The organism is Pacificimonas flava (genome assembly GCF_000342165.1).
GTDB classification, from domain to species: domain Bacteria; phylum Pseudomonadota; class Alphaproteobacteria; order Sphingomonadales; family Sphingomonadaceae; genus Pacificimonas; species Pacificimonas flava.
In genome coordinates, this window is sequence record NZ_AMRV01000006.1 from 45,789 (window position 1) to 62,160 (window position 16,372).

General features: G+C 63.6%; 14 protein-coding genes. 8 read left to right on the forward strand and 6 right to left on the reverse strand.

The annotated features are described in order from the left end of the window. Window positions 1–46: 46 nt before the first annotated feature. Entirely contained in the window at window positions 47–1,918 is a 1,872-nt protein-coding gene (gene dnaG / locus C725_RS09555; protein WP_008602397.1) for a DNA primase, read from the forward strand. Between the two features lie 35 nt (window positions 1,919–1,953). Continuing rightward, window positions 1,954–3,957, forward strand: a complete 2,004-nt coding sequence (gene rpoD, locus C725_RS09560) for an RNA polymerase sigma factor RpoD (RefSeq protein ID WP_008602400.1) — start codon at window positions 1,954–1,956, stop codon at window positions 3,955–3,957. A gap of 49 nt (window positions 3,958–4,006) precedes the next feature. On the opposite strand, the gene C725_RS09565 is transcribed toward rpoD, so the two are convergent. Beyond that, window positions 4,007–5,722: a M20/M25/M40 family metallo-hydrolase gene (locus C725_RS09565; RefSeq protein ID WP_008602402.1), complete on the reverse strand. Its 1,716-nt coding sequence runs from the start codon at window positions 5,720–5,722 to the stop codon at window positions 4,007–4,009. A 159-nt stretch (window positions 5,723–5,881) separates the two neighbouring features. Between C725_RS09565 and C725_RS09570 the strand changes: the two genes are divergently transcribed. Beyond that, window positions 5,882–6,565 carry a DUF6975 family protein gene (locus C725_RS09570; protein WP_008602403.1) on the forward strand — a complete coding sequence of 228 codons (684 nt, stop codon included), beginning with the start codon at window positions 5,882–5,884 and terminating at the stop codon, window positions 6,563–6,565. A gap of 112 nt (window positions 6,566–6,677) precedes the next feature. Continuing rightward, a complete protein-coding gene (locus C725_RS09575; protein ID WP_008602406.1) occupies window positions 6,678–7,520 on the forward strand; it encodes an AAA family ATPase in 843 nt (280 codons plus the stop codon). 40 nt (window positions 7,521–7,560) lie between these two features. Here the strand turns inward: C725_RS09575 and C725_RS09580 are convergent, their stop codons facing one another. After that, entirely contained in the window at window positions 7,561–8,955 is a 1,395-nt protein-coding gene (locus tag C725_RS09580; RefSeq protein WP_051051313.1) for a methyl-accepting chemotaxis protein, read from the reverse strand. A gap of 126 nt (window positions 8,956–9,081) precedes the next feature. Further along, entirely contained in the window at window positions 9,082–9,798 is a 717-nt protein-coding gene (locus tag C725_RS09585; RefSeq protein WP_008602410.1) for an SDR family NAD(P)-dependent oxidoreductase, read from the reverse strand. A gap of 150 nt (window positions 9,799–9,948) precedes the next feature. Between C725_RS09585 and C725_RS09590 the strand changes: the two genes are divergently transcribed. Both C725_RS09590 and C725_RS09595 read left to right on the forward strand, forming a co-directional pair. Further along, window positions 9,949–11,124 (forward strand): vWA domain-containing protein, encoded by a 1,176-nt coding sequence (locus C725_RS09590; protein WP_008602412.1) that lies wholly within the window; start codon window positions 9,949–9,951, stop codon window positions 11,122–11,124. Beyond that, complete coding sequence (locus C725_RS09595; RefSeq protein ID WP_008602414.1) at window positions 11,121–11,639, forward strand: GNAT family N-acetyltransferase; 519 nt, start codon at window positions 11,121–11,123, stop codon at window positions 11,637–11,639. Before C725_RS09590 ends, C725_RS09595 begins: the two co-directional genes overlap by 4 nt. Window positions 11,640–11,676: 37 nt before the next feature. Here the strand turns inward: C725_RS09595 and C725_RS09600 are convergent, their stop codons facing one another. Both C725_RS09600 and glpK read right to left on the reverse strand, forming a co-directional pair. Next, window positions 11,677–11,856 (reverse strand): hypothetical protein, encoded by a 180-nt coding sequence (locus tag C725_RS09600; protein ID WP_008602415.1) that lies wholly within the window; start codon window positions 11,854–11,856, stop codon window positions 11,677–11,679. Window positions 11,857–11,934: 78 nt separating this feature from the next. Beyond that, complete coding sequence (gene glpK, locus C725_RS09605; RefSeq protein WP_243442735.1) at window positions 11,935–13,425, reverse strand: glycerol kinase GlpK; 1,491 nt, start codon at window positions 13,423–13,425, stop codon at window positions 11,935–11,937. A gap of 128 nt (window positions 13,426–13,553) precedes the next feature. Between glpK and glpD the strand changes: the two genes are divergently transcribed. Together glpD and C725_RS09615 are read left to right on the forward strand one after the other, a co-directional pair. Then, a complete protein-coding gene (glpD, locus tag C725_RS09610; RefSeq protein ID WP_008602420.1) occupies window positions 13,554–15,026 on the forward strand; it encodes a glycerol-3-phosphate dehydrogenase in 1,473 nt (490 codons plus the stop codon). Window positions 15,027–15,079: 53 nt separating this feature from the next. Further along, window positions 15,080–15,361, forward strand: coding sequence for a hypothetical protein (locus tag C725_RS09615; RefSeq protein ID WP_008602422.1), 282 nt, complete (start codon window positions 15,080–15,082; stop codon window positions 15,359–15,361). A gap of 19 nt (window positions 15,362–15,380) precedes the next feature. Here the strand turns inward: C725_RS09615 and C725_RS09620 are convergent, their stop codons facing one another. Then, a complete protein-coding gene (locus C725_RS09620; RefSeq protein ID WP_008602424.1) occupies window positions 15,381–16,364 on the reverse strand; it encodes a threonine ammonia-lyase in 984 nt (327 codons plus the stop codon). Window positions 16,365–16,372: the final 8 nt, after the last annotated feature.

Here is a 16,372-nt window from a genome sequence, read left to right on the forward strand (position 1 = left end):
CAGCGCGGACTGGCAAATCCCTGCCGCGCGGCCGATAAGGGGCGGCGTGAGTATCCCGCCCGGCTTCCTGGATGAAATCAGAACGCGCGTTCCCGTGTCCGATGTCGTGGGGCGGCGCGTGAAGCTGATTCGCGCCGGCCGAGAAATGAAGGCCTGCTGCCCGTTTCACAACGAGAAGACGCCGAGCTTTTACGTCAATGACGACAAGGCCTTTTATCACTGTTTCGGCTGCGGCGCGCATGGCGACGTCATCAGCTTCCTGATCGAGCAGGAGGGCATGGAGTTCAGGGATGCGGTCGAGACGCTGGCCGCGCAGGCCGGTCTCGATATGCCTCAGGAAAATCCGCAGGCGCGCGAACGCGCCAAGGCTGCCCAGGGCCTGCATGATGTCGCGGGAGCGGCCGGCGAGTATTTTATTCGGCAACTACACGGCACGGCAGGTGCCGAAGCGCGTAAATATCTGCAGGGGCGGAGCCTGTCGGACGCCACCATCCGTGCCTTCGCCATAGGATTTGCCCCCGACCGACGGGGCGCGATGGCATCGGCCGTAGATGCCCCCGCCGAAAAGCTGATTGCCGCCGGCCTCTTGATCCAGCCCGAGGACCGCGGCCGCGACCCTTATGATCGCTTCCGGAACCGCATCATGTTTCCCATACGCGATACACGGGGCCGGACCGTCGGTTTCGGCGGCAGGATATTGGGAGCGGGCGAACCCAAATATCTGAACTCCCCGGACGGACCGCTCTTCGACAAGGGACGCCTCCTCTACAATCTCGACAAGGCTGGTCCGGCCGCGCGGAAGTCCGGGCGTCTCGCCATCGTCGAGGGCTATATGGACGTGATCGCCCTGGCACAGGCCGGCTTTGCGGAGGCCGTCGCGCCCATGGGAACCGCCTTGACGGAGGACCAGATGCGGCTTGCCTGGCGCGCCGCGGCGGAACCTGTCCTCTGCTTCGACGGCGACGCCGCCGGCCTGCGCGCCGCCCATCGTGCCGCCGTCCGCGCACTGCCGCTGCTGGAGCCCGGCCGGTCGGTTCGGTTCGCACTGCTGCCGGAGGGGAGGGATCCGGACGATCTCGTGCGGGAAAGCGGCCTTGGCGCCTTTGAAGCGCTTATCGAGAGTGCCGAAAGCCTGATCGATCATGTGTGGCGCATGGAAACCGAAGGGGCCGAAGCCTCGACGCCGGAACGCCGCGCGGCGCTTCGCCAGCGGCTCTACGATCATGCCGGCACGATCGAGGACTCCGGTGTACAGCAGCTCTACCGGGCCGAATTCAAGTCGCGCTTCGATGGCATGTTCGCCCAGAAACGGGATCGTCGATCCGGGTCCTGGCAGAGTAGCGGGGGCGGAGCGGGCAACAGGCGCGGTGATTTTCGTCCGCCGCTGATGGGCGCTTCGCCGTCCATGAAGCGCGCGGCGCTGCGCACTCCCTATCAGTTGAATCTGACGGCCATCCTGACGGGACTTCTTCTTCATCCAGAGCTTTGTCACAGCGTGGACGAGACCGTGCCTGCCCTGAAGATCGATAACCCCGACCTGGAACGTCTTCGTTCTGCCATATTTCTTGCGATGGCTGGTCAGCCGGAGCTTGACAAAGACGGCCTACGTGCCGACCTAGAGCGTCGAGGGCTCGGCCGGCTTGCGGAAGAGGTCAGCGACATGAATCGCCTGACCTTCAGCTTCACGCGGCCCCGGACGCCCGCCGCCACGGCGGCAGAAGACTTGGCATGCGTGACAGGGCACCTTATGGCGCTCGCGCGCATAGAAGAGGAAAATGACGAACTCCGCCAGCGGAATGCGTCTTGGACTCAAGAGGACGTGGATCGGCGTCGCCAGCTTCACGATGAGCGGCTGCGTCTTGAACAAGAGCTCAGCGATCTGGCGCAGGGGCGCCGCTTGGCGGCGGAAGGGCCCTAGCGCTGGGGTCGGCTTTTACGGGATGACGGGAATCGATGGCGAAGAACGGACAGGCAAGCGCGGCTGCTGATCAGGAAGCGGACGCGCCGCTGATCGACATGAACGATGCGGCGATCAAGAAGATGATCGCCCGCGCGAAGAAACGCGGCTGGATCACCTATGAGGAGCTGAACGAGGCTCTGCCGCAGGATCAGATGTCGTCCGAGCAGATCGAGGACATTATGTCCGCGCTCTCCGAAATGGGCATCAACGTCACCGAGTCCGAGGAGGACGAGGACGAGGATGACGGCACGCCCGCCGCCGCTGATCAGAAGGTCGGCGATGGCGGCGAGACGAAATTCGTGGCGACGCGCACGAAAGAGAAGCTGGACCGGACCGACGATCCGGTCCGCATGTACCTGCGCGAGATGGGCGCGGTCGAGCTTTTAAGCCGCGAGGGCGAAATCGCCATCGCCAAGCGTATCGAGGCGGGCCGAGACACGATGATCATGGGGCTGTGCGAGAGCCCCCTCACCTTCTCCTCGATCATCTACTGGGCCGAAGCGGTGAAGGCCGGCGAGATGCAGCTCCGCGAGATCCTCGATCTCGAAGCGATGCTGAACCAAGGTCCGACCGAGGACGAGGTGAATGCCGATTCCGATAGCGATCTGCCGAAGGGCGTCGAGCTGAAAGAGGATGACGACGCCGTCGAGTCGGAAAGCGCGGACGATGATGACGAGGATGGCGACAGCGGCAAGTCGCCGGATTCGAAGGGTGATGACGACGACGACAACGTCCTCTCGCTGGCCCAGATGGAGGAGCAGCTCACGCCGCAGGCGCTGGAGCAGTTCGATGACATTCAGCGGGTCTACGAGAAGTTCCAGACGCTTCAGGACGAGCGGCTGGAGGCGATGCACGCCGGCAGCGATTATGACGACAAGCTGGAGAGGAAGTATCAGGCGCTTCGCAGCGAGCTGACCGACAAGGTCGAGGCGGTGTTCTTCAACAACGCCAAGATCGAGTTCCTGGTCGAGCAGATGTACAGCTACAACAAGCGGCTGATGTCGCTTTCCGGGCAAATGCTGCGCCTCGCCGAGCGCTACAAGATTCCGCGCCGCGATTTCCTCGACACCTATGTCGGCAACGAGCTTGACGAGAGCTGGATCGACAGCGTGAAGGATCGCGGTCCGAAATGGCAGTCCTTTGCCGAGGGCGAGGGGCAAGCGATTGAGAATGTGCGTCTGCAGGTGGCGGATATTGCGGCCCAGACGGGCGTCGAGTTGGGCGAATTCCGCCGCATCGTCAACATGGTGCAGAAGGGCGAGCGCGAGGCGCGGATCGCCAAGAAGGAGATGGTGGAGGCGAACCTGCGTCTGGTCATCTCCATCGCCAAGAAATATACGAACCGCGGTCTGCAGTTTCTCGACCTAATCCAGGAGGGGAACATCGGCCTGATGAAGGCCGTCGACAAGTTCGAGTATCGCCGCGGCTATAAATTCTCCACCTATGCAACCTGGTGGATCCGGCAGGCGATTACCCGCTCCATCGCCGATCAGGCGCGCACGATTCGAATTCCGGTGCACATGATCGAGACGATCAATAAGCTCGTCCGCACCAGCCGGCAGTTCCTGCACGAATTCGGCCGCGAGCCGACGCCGGAGGAGATGGCCGAGCGCCTCGGCATGCCGCTCGACAAGGTGCGCAAGGTCATGAAGATCGCCAAGGAGCCGATCAGCCTCGAAACGCCCATTGGCGACGAGGAGGATTCCCAGCTCGGCGATTTCATCGAGGACAAGAACGCCATCATTCCGGTCGATGCCGCGGTGCACTCGAACCTCAAGGAAACCGTGACGCGGGTTCTGGCATCGCTGACGCCTCGTGAAGAGCGCGTGCTGCGCATGCGCTTCGGCATCGGCATGAACACCGATCATACGCTTGAGGAGGTGGGCCAGCAGTTCAGCGTTACGCGCGAACGTATCCGCCAGATCGAGGCGAAAGCCCTGCGCAAGCTGAAGCACCCGAGCAGAAGCCGGAAAATGCGCAGCTTCCTGGATGTTTGAACGCGCAGGTCGCGAATGAAGAAGGGGCGGCGACATTGCCGCCCCTTTTTTATGCCCCGAGACTGTAAACTGCAGCGCTTGGAGCAATGGGATCCAGCCGTACCCATAGGGCGAGGCTGGCCGCGGCGAGACCGAGCGTCGCCGCGATGATGAGAGAGGCTCGGCGCCTGACCAGCGGCGTGAGAGGCATGAGCGGCCACAGCAGAACAGCCCCGATTACCAGCGGCAGGGCGAGAACATAGGGCATATCGGCGCCGACCGACTGGAAAAGCTGATGCGCGAACTGCAGCATGTATCCGCAGCCAAGCGCCGCCGCACCGGCGCCTATCGCCTGCCCGGTCCATCCACCGGCCCACCGCCTCGCGGCCGATGCGATCCCCGCCAGAAGCATCGGCAGTACGAGAATATAGGCCGCGGTTGGCGCGGCAGCCTGCATGGCCGTTCCCAGAAGGAGAAGCGGCAGTGCTGCGCCCACGCCCGCCCCCCGGCCCACGCTGCCGGCAAGTCGCCTTGGCCCCGGGACGATCAGAAACGAAGACAGCGCGATCAGCGCAGCCTGCACCTCCAGGCGCGGCAGAGCGGCAAGCCGGTCGTAATAGTTCGTCGTTCCGTCCGCGCCGGAAAGCAGATTGCCAAGCTGCAAGGCGATTGCCGTCAAAAGCCCGAGCGCAAATATGGCCAGCACGCCGCGCAGCAGGGCTGGCGGATCCAGCCGCCCTCCTACGGAGGCTGCGAGCAGAAGTGCCGCCGCTGCCACGAACACCCACCCCAGAGCCGGCGCGTAGCTGATCAGGCCAAGCCCGAAGACATCGAAGAAAACGCGGTCGGGGGCCCTCTCCGGCAAGGCGTCAGCGTGTAGCAGCGCCCGCGTCAGGTCGAGCACCTGCGCGCCCATATCCTGCAAGGACCCGCGATCGAGGGCATCGGGCGTCGCCAGCGGCGAATGATAAAGGTTGGGCCGGCCGATGAAGGCGAAATTATAGGCCGTATAGCCGCCGCCACGCGCGGAACTGAGATCGGTATCGTTCGGCAGCCGCTTGTAGACGTAGACGCTGAGCGAGGATGCGGCGGGCCGCTGAACTGCTTCCTCGAAAAGCGTCATCGCGGCGCCATTATCCGGGCTCGTCTCGAACATCGTGGTGCGACCGCCGCCGCCCCTGGCCTCCATGTTGATGATCGCCCCGACCCGTGTCCGAAGCGGATCGGACTGGAAAAAGGCCTGGCTGCCGCCGAGCGACAATTCTTCCGCATCCGTCAGGAGCACCATCAGGTCGCGCGGCGGACGCGGACCCGCGGCAATGGCGCGGACCACCTCCAATATGGCCGCGACACCGGCCCCATCGTCGGCGGCGCCCGGCGATCCCCAAACCGTGTCGTAATGCGCCATCAGCAAGATGGCCGGCTTTTCCGGGTCCGCACCGGACAGCGTCGCAACGATATTGACGACCTCCGGCGCAGCCGCCTCCTCGCCGCTCCATTCCTTCAGACGCTTGGCTCCCGCCTCGCCGAGCGATCCACGGCGCAAAGAGACGCTCATGCCCATATCCGCGAGCCGCCGGACCAGGTGCTCGCGAACACGCGCGAGTTCCGCACTGCCCGTGGGATGGGGCATGGAACCGGCGGCGCGAACGTCGACCATGGCCCGGTCGGCGGAAAACGTCGCCGCGGGTGCGTCAACGCCCGCTGCCGGTGGCGGCGTCGTGCCAATGACGGCCAGAATCGCCGCGCCGACGATGGCCGCCGCCAATGCCCACCAGTGTCTCATGACATTCCCCCTGCCCCTAACTTCACGCAATAATCACCGCGCAGCAAGGACAATTGCCCTGCCGCCGATGGGGTCTCGTGGAGATTTTAACGCCACCTTTACCGTCCACGCGCTAGCAAGGCGCATTCACAACTCCTGCTGACGGGAAGGCGCAAGTCGATGGCATTGGCGGCACGCGATCATCGCCCTCTGTCCCGCGTCGAGACGCTCGGCGAACTGCTGGCCAGTCTGGGCGCTGCGGCCGCTGCCGGCCGCGCCGAACTTGCAGCGATGGGGAAGGCGCAGCGTCGCCGCCCCGAGGGCTTCATTGCGGACGCCGTTCATTTCCTGACGATCCTGCACGGCGAAATGCCGAGCCTGCTTGATGCGCTTGCTGCCGACAACGGCGACCTCGAGGACCCGTTGAAACAGGCCGCCGCACGGTTCTCGGACGACCGCGTATGGCTGGCAGGTCTGGCCGCCTCGTCCGGAATCTATCCCGGTCTGCAGGGCCTGACCTCGGCCGAGACCGTTGTGCGGAACATTCGCAGCGCCATGCTGACGCTGGCCCGGTCGCAGCGGGATGGCTGCGGTCTTGGCGTTGCGCTCGGTTTTCTGATCGACTGGCCGGGGCTGCGAGCGGCCCTTGATGCGGCCGGGGCCGCGGTCTTCGCCGCCCGCTGGGCCGCACCCGCCGAAAGCTGGCCGGGCGACGCCCTCCTCGCGCTTACCGCGCTGGCCGCCCCTCGTTTTCAGGAAATCGGCTCCCGCCGCGCCATTGCGTTCGGCGCCGGTCAGTTCGTACAGATCCACGCCCAGCTGCTGGAACTGGTCGAAACCCGCGCTGCCGTCCGCCGCGATTAAGCGGGCGAGCGCCCGGCGCGCCGGTCCGCCCCCCTTTGCTAGGTTGCCATGTCCCCCGCGGCTCCCCTAGCGTGGCAGTCGAATTCCTCGCTTTTCACAGAAGAGAGACTGCATGCGCTTCGACGGCACCCAGAACTATGTCGCCACGGAAGACCTGAAGGTTGCGGTGAACGCTGCTGCGACACTCAGGCGCCCGCTGCTCATCAAGGGCGAACCCGGCACCGGCAAGACGGTTCTCGCAGCCGAAGTTGCAGAGGCGATGGGTGCGCCGCTGATCGAATGGCATATCAAATCGACCACAAAGGCGCAGCAGGGACTGTATGAATATGATGCTGTCAGCCGCCTGCGCGACAGCCAATTGGGCGACGAGCGCGTTCACGACATTTCGAACTACATCAAGCGCGGCAAGTTGTGGGAGGCCTTTACGGCCGAGCAGACGCCGATCCTGCTTGTCGACGAGATCGACAAGGCGGACATCGAGTTTCCGAACGACCTGTTGCAGGAACTCGACCGGATGGAGTTCTACGTCTACGAAACCGGCGAAACGGTGAAGGCGGTCGAACGCCCGATCATCATCATAACCTCGAACAACGAGAAGGATCTGCCGGACGCGTTCCTGCGCCGCTGCTTCTTCCACTACATCAAGTTTCCGGACAAGGAGACGATGAAGGAAATCGTTAACGTCCATTTTCCGGACATCCAGAAGGATCTGGTGAAGGAAGCGCTGTCGATCTTCTTCGACATGCGGGAGGTTCCGGGCCTGAAGAAGAAGCCGTCTACCTCGGAACTGCTCGATTGGCTGAAGCTGCTGATGCACGAGGATCTGCCGCTCGATGTGCTACAGTCGCGCGACCCGAAAAAGCTCATTCCTCCGCTTCATGGCGCACTTTTGAAGAACGAGCAGGACGTGATGCTCTTCGAGAAGCTCGCCTTCATCAACAGGCGGGAGGGCTGATGGAGAACGGCTCGGCCGCTATCCCCTCAGCAGATAACGGCTAGACCCAGGCCAGTTCGAAATTTCCCCAACGCCGACCGGCTACGTAGAGCGGCACGAAGGCGCTTTTCACGGCGCGGTAGCCGTCGGCGGCTTCCGCCACATCCTGCCGGTAAACCGAAAGCATGCAGCGAGCGGTACTCATGTTCGCCCGCTCGGTGGCATCATCCCAGAAGATGCGGCGATTGCGGCAATTGTCGCTGTTCCACGCGCGGTCCGGCCCAGGCGTTTTCGATTTTTCGGTGATATGCGTCGGTAGATAGCCGTTCCGGTCAGTTATGGCCGATGCGATGATACGCGGATCGCTTGCCGTCAATCGATCGATGATCGGTCGTATATGCGTGTCGGCGAACCCGTTAAAACGCGTCGTGAACTGCTCTGGATCGGAACCCGGAACGGGGCGATAGTGCGTATCGAAGACATCGGCTTCTCCGATTTCAGCACGCTCGATACCGGCCGCAATGACGGCTGCAGTCTCCTCCATGCCGCGGAGCGCCAAGGTGACGAAGGGCGTATCCTCAGTCTCGACATGCGTCTGCGACAGCATGTTGTACATGCCGTTGGCGCGCTGCTCCAGCGTTCCCAGCCGGCCATGCACGCGCACGAGTTCATCGGCGTTCTCGCGGGCGTCGGCGGAGAATTGCTTCAGCGCATCCTGCATTTGCTGCACCGCTGCCGTAATCCCGTCGGTCGATCCGGCAATTCCCGCAGTTTCGTCATCCACCGCCCGTACGAGGGAGCCGACCTCCTGAATGGCGCCGGAAACGGCGGCGAACTGCTTGCGCGTTTCAGCGCTTCGCCGCGCGCCGGAACCGAACTCCTCGCCGGCCGCGGCGACCTCTTCCGACAGGCGCGCCAGCGTTTCGTTGATTTCCGTCGTCGCACGGCGCGTGTCGGCAGCCAGATTCTTGACCTCCGCCGCCACCACGGCGAAGCCGCGCCCCGCCTCCCCCGCCCGCGCGGCCTCGATGGTTGCGTTCAGCGCGAGCATATTGGTGTTGTTGGCGATCTGCTCGATGGTGTGCGACACCTTACGCGCCTGCTCCATCGCCGTGACGAACCCAGCCAGGCGTTCGCCCATGGTTTCGGCCAGTTTGGCAACGCCGGCAAAGGCGTCGAGCGCCTCGGAAATCACCTCCTGCCCGGCATCGAGCCTGAGGCGCGCATTTTCGGCAAGGTCGCGCGCCTTCTTTGTCGACCCCGCTACGGCCTCTTGATCCCGACCTAGAGATCCGGTGACGCTCTCCAGCATGTCGAGCATCTGAAGATGGGTATCAATACGCGTCGTGACGCCGGCGATGTAACCGGACGTATCGCTGACCTCCACGGCCAGCCGCCCGCAATCTCCCGCGACCGTGCTAACGAGTTGATGATCCGACCGATCCAGTGCCGTCATGAATATTCGCGCCCCCGCCTAGCAATTCGGCGATTGGTACGCGTCCACTGGTAACCACGTCGTTAACTCGGCAATGGAATTGACACATTTTGTCGCGAAAGCGCATCTTTTCTACAGCCATCCACGCTAGCGGAGCATCAGCCCCCCATCCATCGCAAGACTTTGCCCCGTCACATAACTTGCAGCAGGTGATGCAAGGAAGGCGATGCAGGCCGCGACTTCCCTGGGCTCTCCCCACCGGCGCATCGGAATGGCCTTCAAGAGCTTCTTCTCATAATCCTCGCTGGACCGTGCACCGGCGGTCATGCGCGTCGCGATGAAGCCCGGGGCGACCATATTGACACGCACGCCGTCAGGCGCCCATTTGTCGGCCAGGGCCCGTGTCAGGCCGAGAAGACCCGCCTTCGACGCGGTATAGGCCGGGGTCTCCTTCAGCGCGAGGAAACTCGACAAGGATCCGGTGTTCACGATGGAGCCGCCAACCTCCGCCAGCGCCGGTTTAAGGCGCGTCGACAGGTTCATCACGGCGGAAAGATTGACAGAAAGCACCTCTTCGAACGCGTCCTGTTCATATTCGTCGCGGCGCCCCATGCCGGCATTGTTGACGAGGACGTCCAGACGCTCGAACGGCTGCGCCAGGGCGTCGATGTCCGCCGCTTCGCTCATCCGGCAGCGATGATAGGTCATGCCGGCCAGATCCTCTCCCTCGTAGTCCTCCGCGCCTGCCCGCGTGCCGGTGATCGTCACCTTCGCACCGCCATCCCGAAAAAGAGCGGCGGTCGCCTGACCAATGCCCTGCGTGCCGCCCGTCACAAGCACGGTTTTCCCCTGCATCCAGCTCATCCCGATTCTCCCGTCAAAACGCTTCGTTCCTGGTGTTTACGTTAGCGCAAAGCCCCCTCGCACGCCGCGAGCATAGCTTCGCGCGCAATGTTCCAACCCCTGTTAGAAAGCAGGATGACGCTGGCGGCTCGCGACCCTACAGTTGCGAGCATGTTCGTGGACTTCTTCAATGAACTGCGCAGCGCGCGCATCCCGGTCACGCTGAAGGAACATCTGACCCTTCTGGAAGCGCTGCATTCGGGCGTCATCGACCGCCGCGTGGAGGATTTCTACTACCTGTCCCGCTCCGCCTATGTGAAGGACGAGGCGCTCCTTGACCGGTTCGATCAGGTGTTCGGCAAGGTTTTCAAGGGTCTGGAAACGAACTTTGAGGAGCAGCAGGCCGAGATCCCGGAGGAGTGGCTGCGGCAACTCGCGCAGGCGGTCTTCTCAGAGGAAGAGATGAAGGCCATCGAGGAAAAAGGCTTCGATCAGATCATGGAGGATCTGAAGAAGCGGCTTGAGGAGCAGGAAAAGCGCCACGAAGGCGGCAACAAATGGATCGGCACAAGGGGCAAATCGCCCTTCGGCAATTCCGGTTATAACCCCGCCGGGGTGCGCATCGGCGGCAAGGGCGGCCAGGGGAAGGCGATCAAGGTCTGGGAAAAGCGCGAATTCAAGAATCTCGACAATGAGGTCGAGCTCGGTACGCGCAATATCAAGATGGCGTTGAAGCGGCTGCGCCGTTTCGCACGGGAAGGCGCGGCGGACGAACTCGACCTACCCTCCACCATCCGCGGCACGGCGAACAAGGGATACCTCGACATCATCATGCGCCCAGAGCGCAGGAACGCGGTGAAGGTACTCCTGTTCTTCGACATCGGGGGATCGATGGACGGCCATATCCGCACCTGTGAGGAGCTGTTCTCCGCCGCCTCCAGCGAATTCAAGAACATGGAATATTTCTACTTCCACAATATGCCCTACGAGGCCGTCTGGAAGGACAATAGGCGGCGCTGGAACGAACGGATTCCGACGTTCGACATCCTGCACAAATATCCGCACGATTATAAATTGATCTTCGTCGGCGATGCGTCGATGAGCCCCTATGAGGTCAACTATCCCGGCGGCTCCGTCGAACATTGGAACGAGGAGGCCGGGGAGGTCTGGCTGCGCCGCATGACGGAGGTCTATCCGTCCGCCGTATGGCTGAATCCGATCGCCGAAAAGCATTGGCAATATGGACAATCGATCCAGATGGTGAAACGCCTGATGGAAGATCGCATGTTTCCCCTTACGCTTTCAGGGCTGGACAGCGCCATGAAGGAACTGACGCGCTCCCATTGACCGCGCATGTTCGCCTTGCGCGGCCGGACGAAGTGATCGCCTGCCAGGATGTCGAACGCCGCGCGGCAGCCGTCTTCGCAAGCACGCCTTATCCCCATCTGGTGGATGCGCCGCCGACGGACGCATGCGTCCTGCGCGCTGCCATCGCCGAGGGCCTGCAATGGATCGGCATCGACAGCCGCGACGAGACCCGGCTTGCCGGACAATTGACGGCCGCTGTCGATGCTGACAGCATGCTCATCGCACAGGTCGATGTAGTGCCGCATGCGCAGCGGCAGGGACTTGGACGCGCCCTGATCGGCGCAGCGGAGGCCGAGGCCCGGCGACGAGGCCTTTCCAGTCTTTGGCTGCGTACGTTTCGCGACATTCCCTGGAACGCCCCCTTCTACGCGTCCCTGGGTTTCCAGCCCGAAGCAGCGACGGAAAACGATGTCGGCGAACATGGCGTGGCGCAGGAACGTGACCTGGGTCTAAACCCCGCCACCCGGGTCACAATGCGGAAGCTTCTTGTCTGACGCAGTTCGGCCGACGCCCCGTCAGTATCCCATCAAGTCATACCGGAGCGGAGAGCAACCAGACATTCACCAGCGTCACGCCGGCGACGGCGATCATCAATATACCCTTGATGCGCTCGGGACGCGGACGCCGTGCCAGAATATACAATCCGCCGGCTGCGAGGACGAAAGAAAAAATAACCGCCGCCGACAGCGCGCTGCCTAGAAATCCGCTCATACCGACCTGTTAAACACGTGAGTGGGGGCTGTCGACGGGACTCGGGTTGCGAAGGACGGAGCACGGAGCCAGCCCCCCTTAAGCGGGAAGTCCGGCCATGACCTGGTCGACCGCTCGTTTCCAGCCGGCACGGCGCTCCCGCCTTGCCTCATCTGGCAAGATTGGCGAGAAACGCCGATCCACGGTTCGCATCGCACTCGCAGCCTCCCGGGGGGAGGCGTAAGCGCCGCAGCCAATGGCGGCCAGCATCGCGGCGCCAAGCGCCGTCGTCTCCACCACGTTTGGCCGCTCGACCTCGATTCCGGTGGCGTCGGCGAGGTCCTGACACAGCCAGTCATTCTTCACCATTCCGCCGTCGATTTTCAGGACGCCCGGCTCCACCCCGTCGGCAGCCATCGCTTCCAGCACGTCCGCCGTCTGATTTCCAACCGCCTCCAGACAGGCTCGAACCACATGTGCCTTTCCGGATGCACCTGACAGGCCGGTGATGACGCCGCGCGCTTCCGGCTCCCACTGCGGCGCACCGAGACCGGCGAAGGCCGGCACGAACACCACCCCCGACGTATCATCGACGGATCGTGCCAGACCTTCACTTTCGGCAGCACTTGCCAAAAGACCCATTTGGTCGCGCAGCCAATCGACTGCGCTGCCGGCCACAAAGATACTGCCCTCAAGCGCATAGATCGTTTCGAGGTCCACCTTCCAGCCGAGGGTCGAGAGAAGGCGCTGTTCGGAAACCGGAACCGAGGCGCCGGCATTCGCCAGCAGAAACGCGCCCGTACCATAGGTCGACTTCACCGCACCGGGCCGCAAGCAATCCTGCCCCATGGCGGCAGCCTGCTGGTCACCGGCCGCGCCCGTGATCGACAATGTGCGTCCGCCGATCAGGCGGGTCTCTCCAAGCGCTCCGGAACATGCGCCGATGAACGGCAGAACGCTCGGCGGAACGCCGAACAGCCGGCAAAGCTCCTCATCCCACTCCGCGCTCTTCAGATCCATCAGCAGCGTACGCGCGGCATTCGAGGCATCGGTTTCGAACGTGTCGCCTCCTGAAAGGCGAAAACGCAAATAGGCGTCTACCGTCCCCGCCGCGAGTCGGTTCGCATCGGCGGCGGCCTTCACCGCAGGCCAGTTTTCAAGCGCCCATCCGATCTTCGTTGCGGAAAAATAGGGATCGAGGAGTAGGCCGGTTTGGGCCTGCACAGCGGCCTCGTGACCGGCCGCCCTCAGGTCCGCGCAGATCCTCGCGGTACGGCGATCCTGCCACACAATCGCCGGCGCCAGCGGACTGCCATCGGTCTTCTCCCAGAAAACCACGGTCTCGCGCTGGTTGGTGATTCCGATCGACAAGATACGTTCGGCGCCGACATCGGCGGCAACCTCGTTTGCGCAGGCGAGCGTGCGGTCCCAAATTTCGGCCGCGTCATGCTCCACCCAGCCGGACCTGGGATAGACCTGCGTCAGCGGGCGTCCCGCCTCAGCCGCAACGCGGCCCTGCAAATCGAACGCTACTGCGCGCGTTGAGGTCGTTCCCTCGTCGATCACCAGGATCAGGTCAGCCAAGTCCATCTCTCCCCAGGCCGGCGCCGCCACCGCGCCCGGTGACGGAGCGTAAACGGTTGCCAAGCTATTGCATTCACGCCTTCCCTAACTCTCAGGGCCTGCCTAGGTAAGCCGTCCAACGGACAAGTCTGACGATGCAGCGCGATCACTTCGACATCATCATCATCGGCGCGGGCATCAACGGCGCCGGGATCGCGCGCGACGCAGCCGGCCGCGGACTGAAGGTCGCGCTGGTGGAGGCCGGCGACCTTGGCGGCGGCACCTCCTCCGCCTCCACCAAGCTCATTCACGGCGGCCTGCGTTATCTGGAGTTCTACGAATTCGCGCTGGTAAGGGAGGCTCTTGCGGAGCGCGAGACGATCCTCTCCATCGCTCCGCATCTTGCCTCTCCGATGCCCTTCGTCCTGCCACTGTCGCAGGAAACGCGGCCCTCCTGGATGATCCGCGCCGGCCTACTGCTGTATGATCGGCTGGCGAAGCGGCGCAGTTTTCCGAACTCTCAGACGCTGTCGCTCAGGGATGATATCGCAGGGCACGGCCTGGCCGACCGCTTCACGCGCGCGTTTCGCTATTGGGACGGCTGGGTCGACGACAGCCGCCTTGTCATCGCCAATTGCCAGGACGCGGCGCGGCGGGGGGCGGAAATCCTCCCGCGTGACGGCGCCGTCACCGCCTTTCACAGCGAGGCCGGCTGGCTCGTTGCGCTGGAAAGCGGCCGCGAACTTTATGGCAGCCGCATCGTCAACTGCACGGGGCCGTGGGCGGAGGATGTGGCGAAGACGGTTCTCGGCCTGAACGATGCGCCGCGCGTCAATCTGGTCCAGGGTGCCCATATCGTCGTGCCGCGCGCCGGTCGGCAGCGCGACGCCTACATGCTGCAGCAGCCCGACGGGCGCATAATTTTCGTCATCCCGTTCAAGGAACGCTACAGCCTGATCGGGACGACGGAGACCCGGGTAAGCGACGCCGCGGATCCGCAGATCACCGAAGGGGAAATCGATTACCTGCTCGCAGCGGCCAATCGCTACTTGCGGCGTGAACTGGCCCGGGAGGACATCGTTGCGAGCTTCGCAGGCATTCGCCCGCTCGTCCTGGAGGAGGGGAAAGGCGCCCGCGAAACCAGCCGCGAATGGAAGTTTCTCCAGCATTCGGGCATGAATGCGACGACGGTCATCGGCGGCAAGCTGACCACCTACCGCCTGCTTGCCGAGGCACTCCTTGCCGAGCTGTACCCGAAAACCGCGCCGTGGACGGCGGATCAAACCCTGCCCGGGGGCGACATTCCGCGCTCCCAAAACCGCCCGCCGCACGAAGATTTTCGGGCCTGGACAAAAGGGCTTTGCGGACGGTTTCCTGACCACGACCCGGATCTCGTCGGACGCTTCGCAAGTCTTTATGGTACGCGCGCCGAGGCACTTCTGGCCGGCGGGGTGGGCCGCAATCTTGGCGGTATCTTCGAAGCCGAGGTCGACTATCTCGTGGCGGAGGAATGGGCACGAACCGCAGAGGACATTCTATGGCGTCGCACGAAACTCGGGCTCAGCGCACCCCCGGAAGCGGCAGACAACATCGAACGCCATATTCGCGCCTCATACACGCCCTCTTAAGCTCGCAGCCTTATGGTCGTTACCCGCATTGATGGATGCTGGGAGCGAATGCGATGAGTGACATGACACCGGTACAGGTGGAGGGCGCGTTGGCGTGCGACTACGCCGGCGAAACCGCCGTCGGTCTGCTCGATGCGCTCATGGAGGCCATGGTCCTCGTCCGCCCCGGCCGCAGCAGCGCCAAAATCGCGAGCGATCTCTATCGTCTCGGGGATGGCGCGGCCTACGTCGCTCAAGAACTGGAAGCGCTCGTATCCGGACGCCCCGCGCCGGAGCAGGGGCCGGCTCTACCGCCGCAGAGCGGCTGCGGCCAGTATCGCAGCGCGAACGGCTAAGCGGCGCAGCTTCGGCCACCTAGAAAAACGGCTGGGCGTTCAGACAGCGCGCGAAAAGCTGCGGATCGACATTGCCGCCAGACAGCGTGACGAGTACGGTCTTTCCCGTCGCCTGAACTCCGCCAGTCAAAAGTGCGGCCAGTGCCGCCGCCCCGCCCGGCTCCACGACCAGTTTCAGGTCTTCCATTGCGAAACGCATCGCCCGCAGCGCATCCACGTCACTGACAGCCACGCCACGCGCGCCGCGTCCGCTCAGGATGCCGAATGTCAGCGGCGAAATCTTCAGAGTCTGCAACGCGTCGAGCAGGGTCGGCCCGGGATTGTGCACGGGCTGGATGGCGCCGGCTGCCATCGACTCGCCTGCATCGGCGTACCCTTCGGGCTCAGCCAGCACGATGTCCGCCTGTGGCAGGGCAAGCGCGATCCCGCTGGAAAGACCGCCGCCGCCGCAGCAGATGACAGCCATATCGGCGGCGCGGCCGGCATCTTTCAGCTGTTCACGGGCCTCCAGCCCGGCTGTACCCTGCCCGGCAATGATGTACGGATCGTCGAAGGAGGGAACGAGCGTTGCCCCCCGCTCCGCGCTGAGCCGTGCGGCGATATCCTCGCGCGATTCCGACAGACGGTCATAGGAGATGATTTCCGCCCCGTCGGCTTCGGTCCGGCGCACTTTGATGTCCGGCGCATCCGACGGCATGACGATGGCGGCGGGAATGCCCAGCAGCTTTGCAGCCCGGGCGACGCCCTGCGCATGATTGCCGGAGGAAAAGGCGACCACCCCGGCGGTGCGTTCCGAATCGGACAGGGCCGAGAGGCGATTATAGGCACCGCGAAACTTGAACGATCCGGTGACCTGCAGGCATTCGGCCTTCAGGAAGACCGAGGCCCCCGTCAAAGCATCCAGCCTGTCTGAGCGGATCAACGGCGTTCTCGCCGCGACACCCTTGATCCGGCTGGCGGCAATTGTCAGGTCGGCGGCGGAAACGGAGGTCTGGCTGTTCATGCAAACCT

Bases quoted from the DNA above. Each gene is read 5' to 3' on its own strand.
- C725_RS09585 (WP_008602410.1), bottom strand. From the start codon at position 9,798: ATGAGCTGGATGCAGGGGAAAACCGTGCTTGTGACGGGCGGCACGCAG.
- C725_RS09570 (WP_008602403.1), top strand. From the start codon at position 5,882: ATGGCATTGGCGGCACGCGATCATCGCCCTCTGTCCCGCGTCGAGACG.
- C725_RS09600 (WP_008602415.1), bottom strand. From the start codon at position 11,856: ATGAGCGGATTTCTAGGCAGCGCGCTGTCGGCGGCGGTTATTTTTTCT.
- C725_RS09565 (WP_008602402.1), bottom strand. From the start codon at position 5,722: ATGAGACACTGGTGGGCATTGGCGGCGGCCATCGTCGGCGCGGCGATT.
- C725_RS09580 (WP_051051313.1), bottom strand. From the start codon at position 8,955: ATGACGGCACTGGATCGGTCGGATCATCAACTCGTTAGCACGGTCGCG.
- C725_RS09620 (WP_008602424.1), bottom strand. From the start codon at position 16,364: ATGAACAGCCAGACCTCCGTTTCCGCCGCCGACCTGACAATTGCCGCC.
- glpD (WP_008602420.1), top strand. From the start codon at position 13,554: ATGCAGCGCGATCACTTCGACATCATCATCATCGGCGCGGGCATCAAC.
- C725_RS09575 (WP_008602406.1), top strand. From the start codon at position 6,678: ATGCGCTTCGACGGCACCCAGAACTATGTCGCCACGGAAGACCTGAAG.
- C725_RS09590 (WP_008602412.1), top strand. From the start codon at position 9,949: ATGTTCGTGGACTTCTTCAATGAACTGCGCAGCGCGCGCATCCCGGTC.
- C725_RS09615 (WP_008602422.1), top strand. From the start codon at position 15,080: ATGAGTGACATGACACCGGTACAGGTGGAGGGCGCGTTGGCGTGCGAC.
- rpoD (WP_008602400.1), top strand. From the start codon at position 1,954: ATGGCGAAGAACGGACAGGCAAGCGCGGCTGCTGATCAGGAAGCGGAC.
- glpK (WP_243442735.1), bottom strand. From the start codon at position 13,425: ATGGACTTGGCTGACCTGATCCTGGTGATCGACGAGGGAACGACCTCA.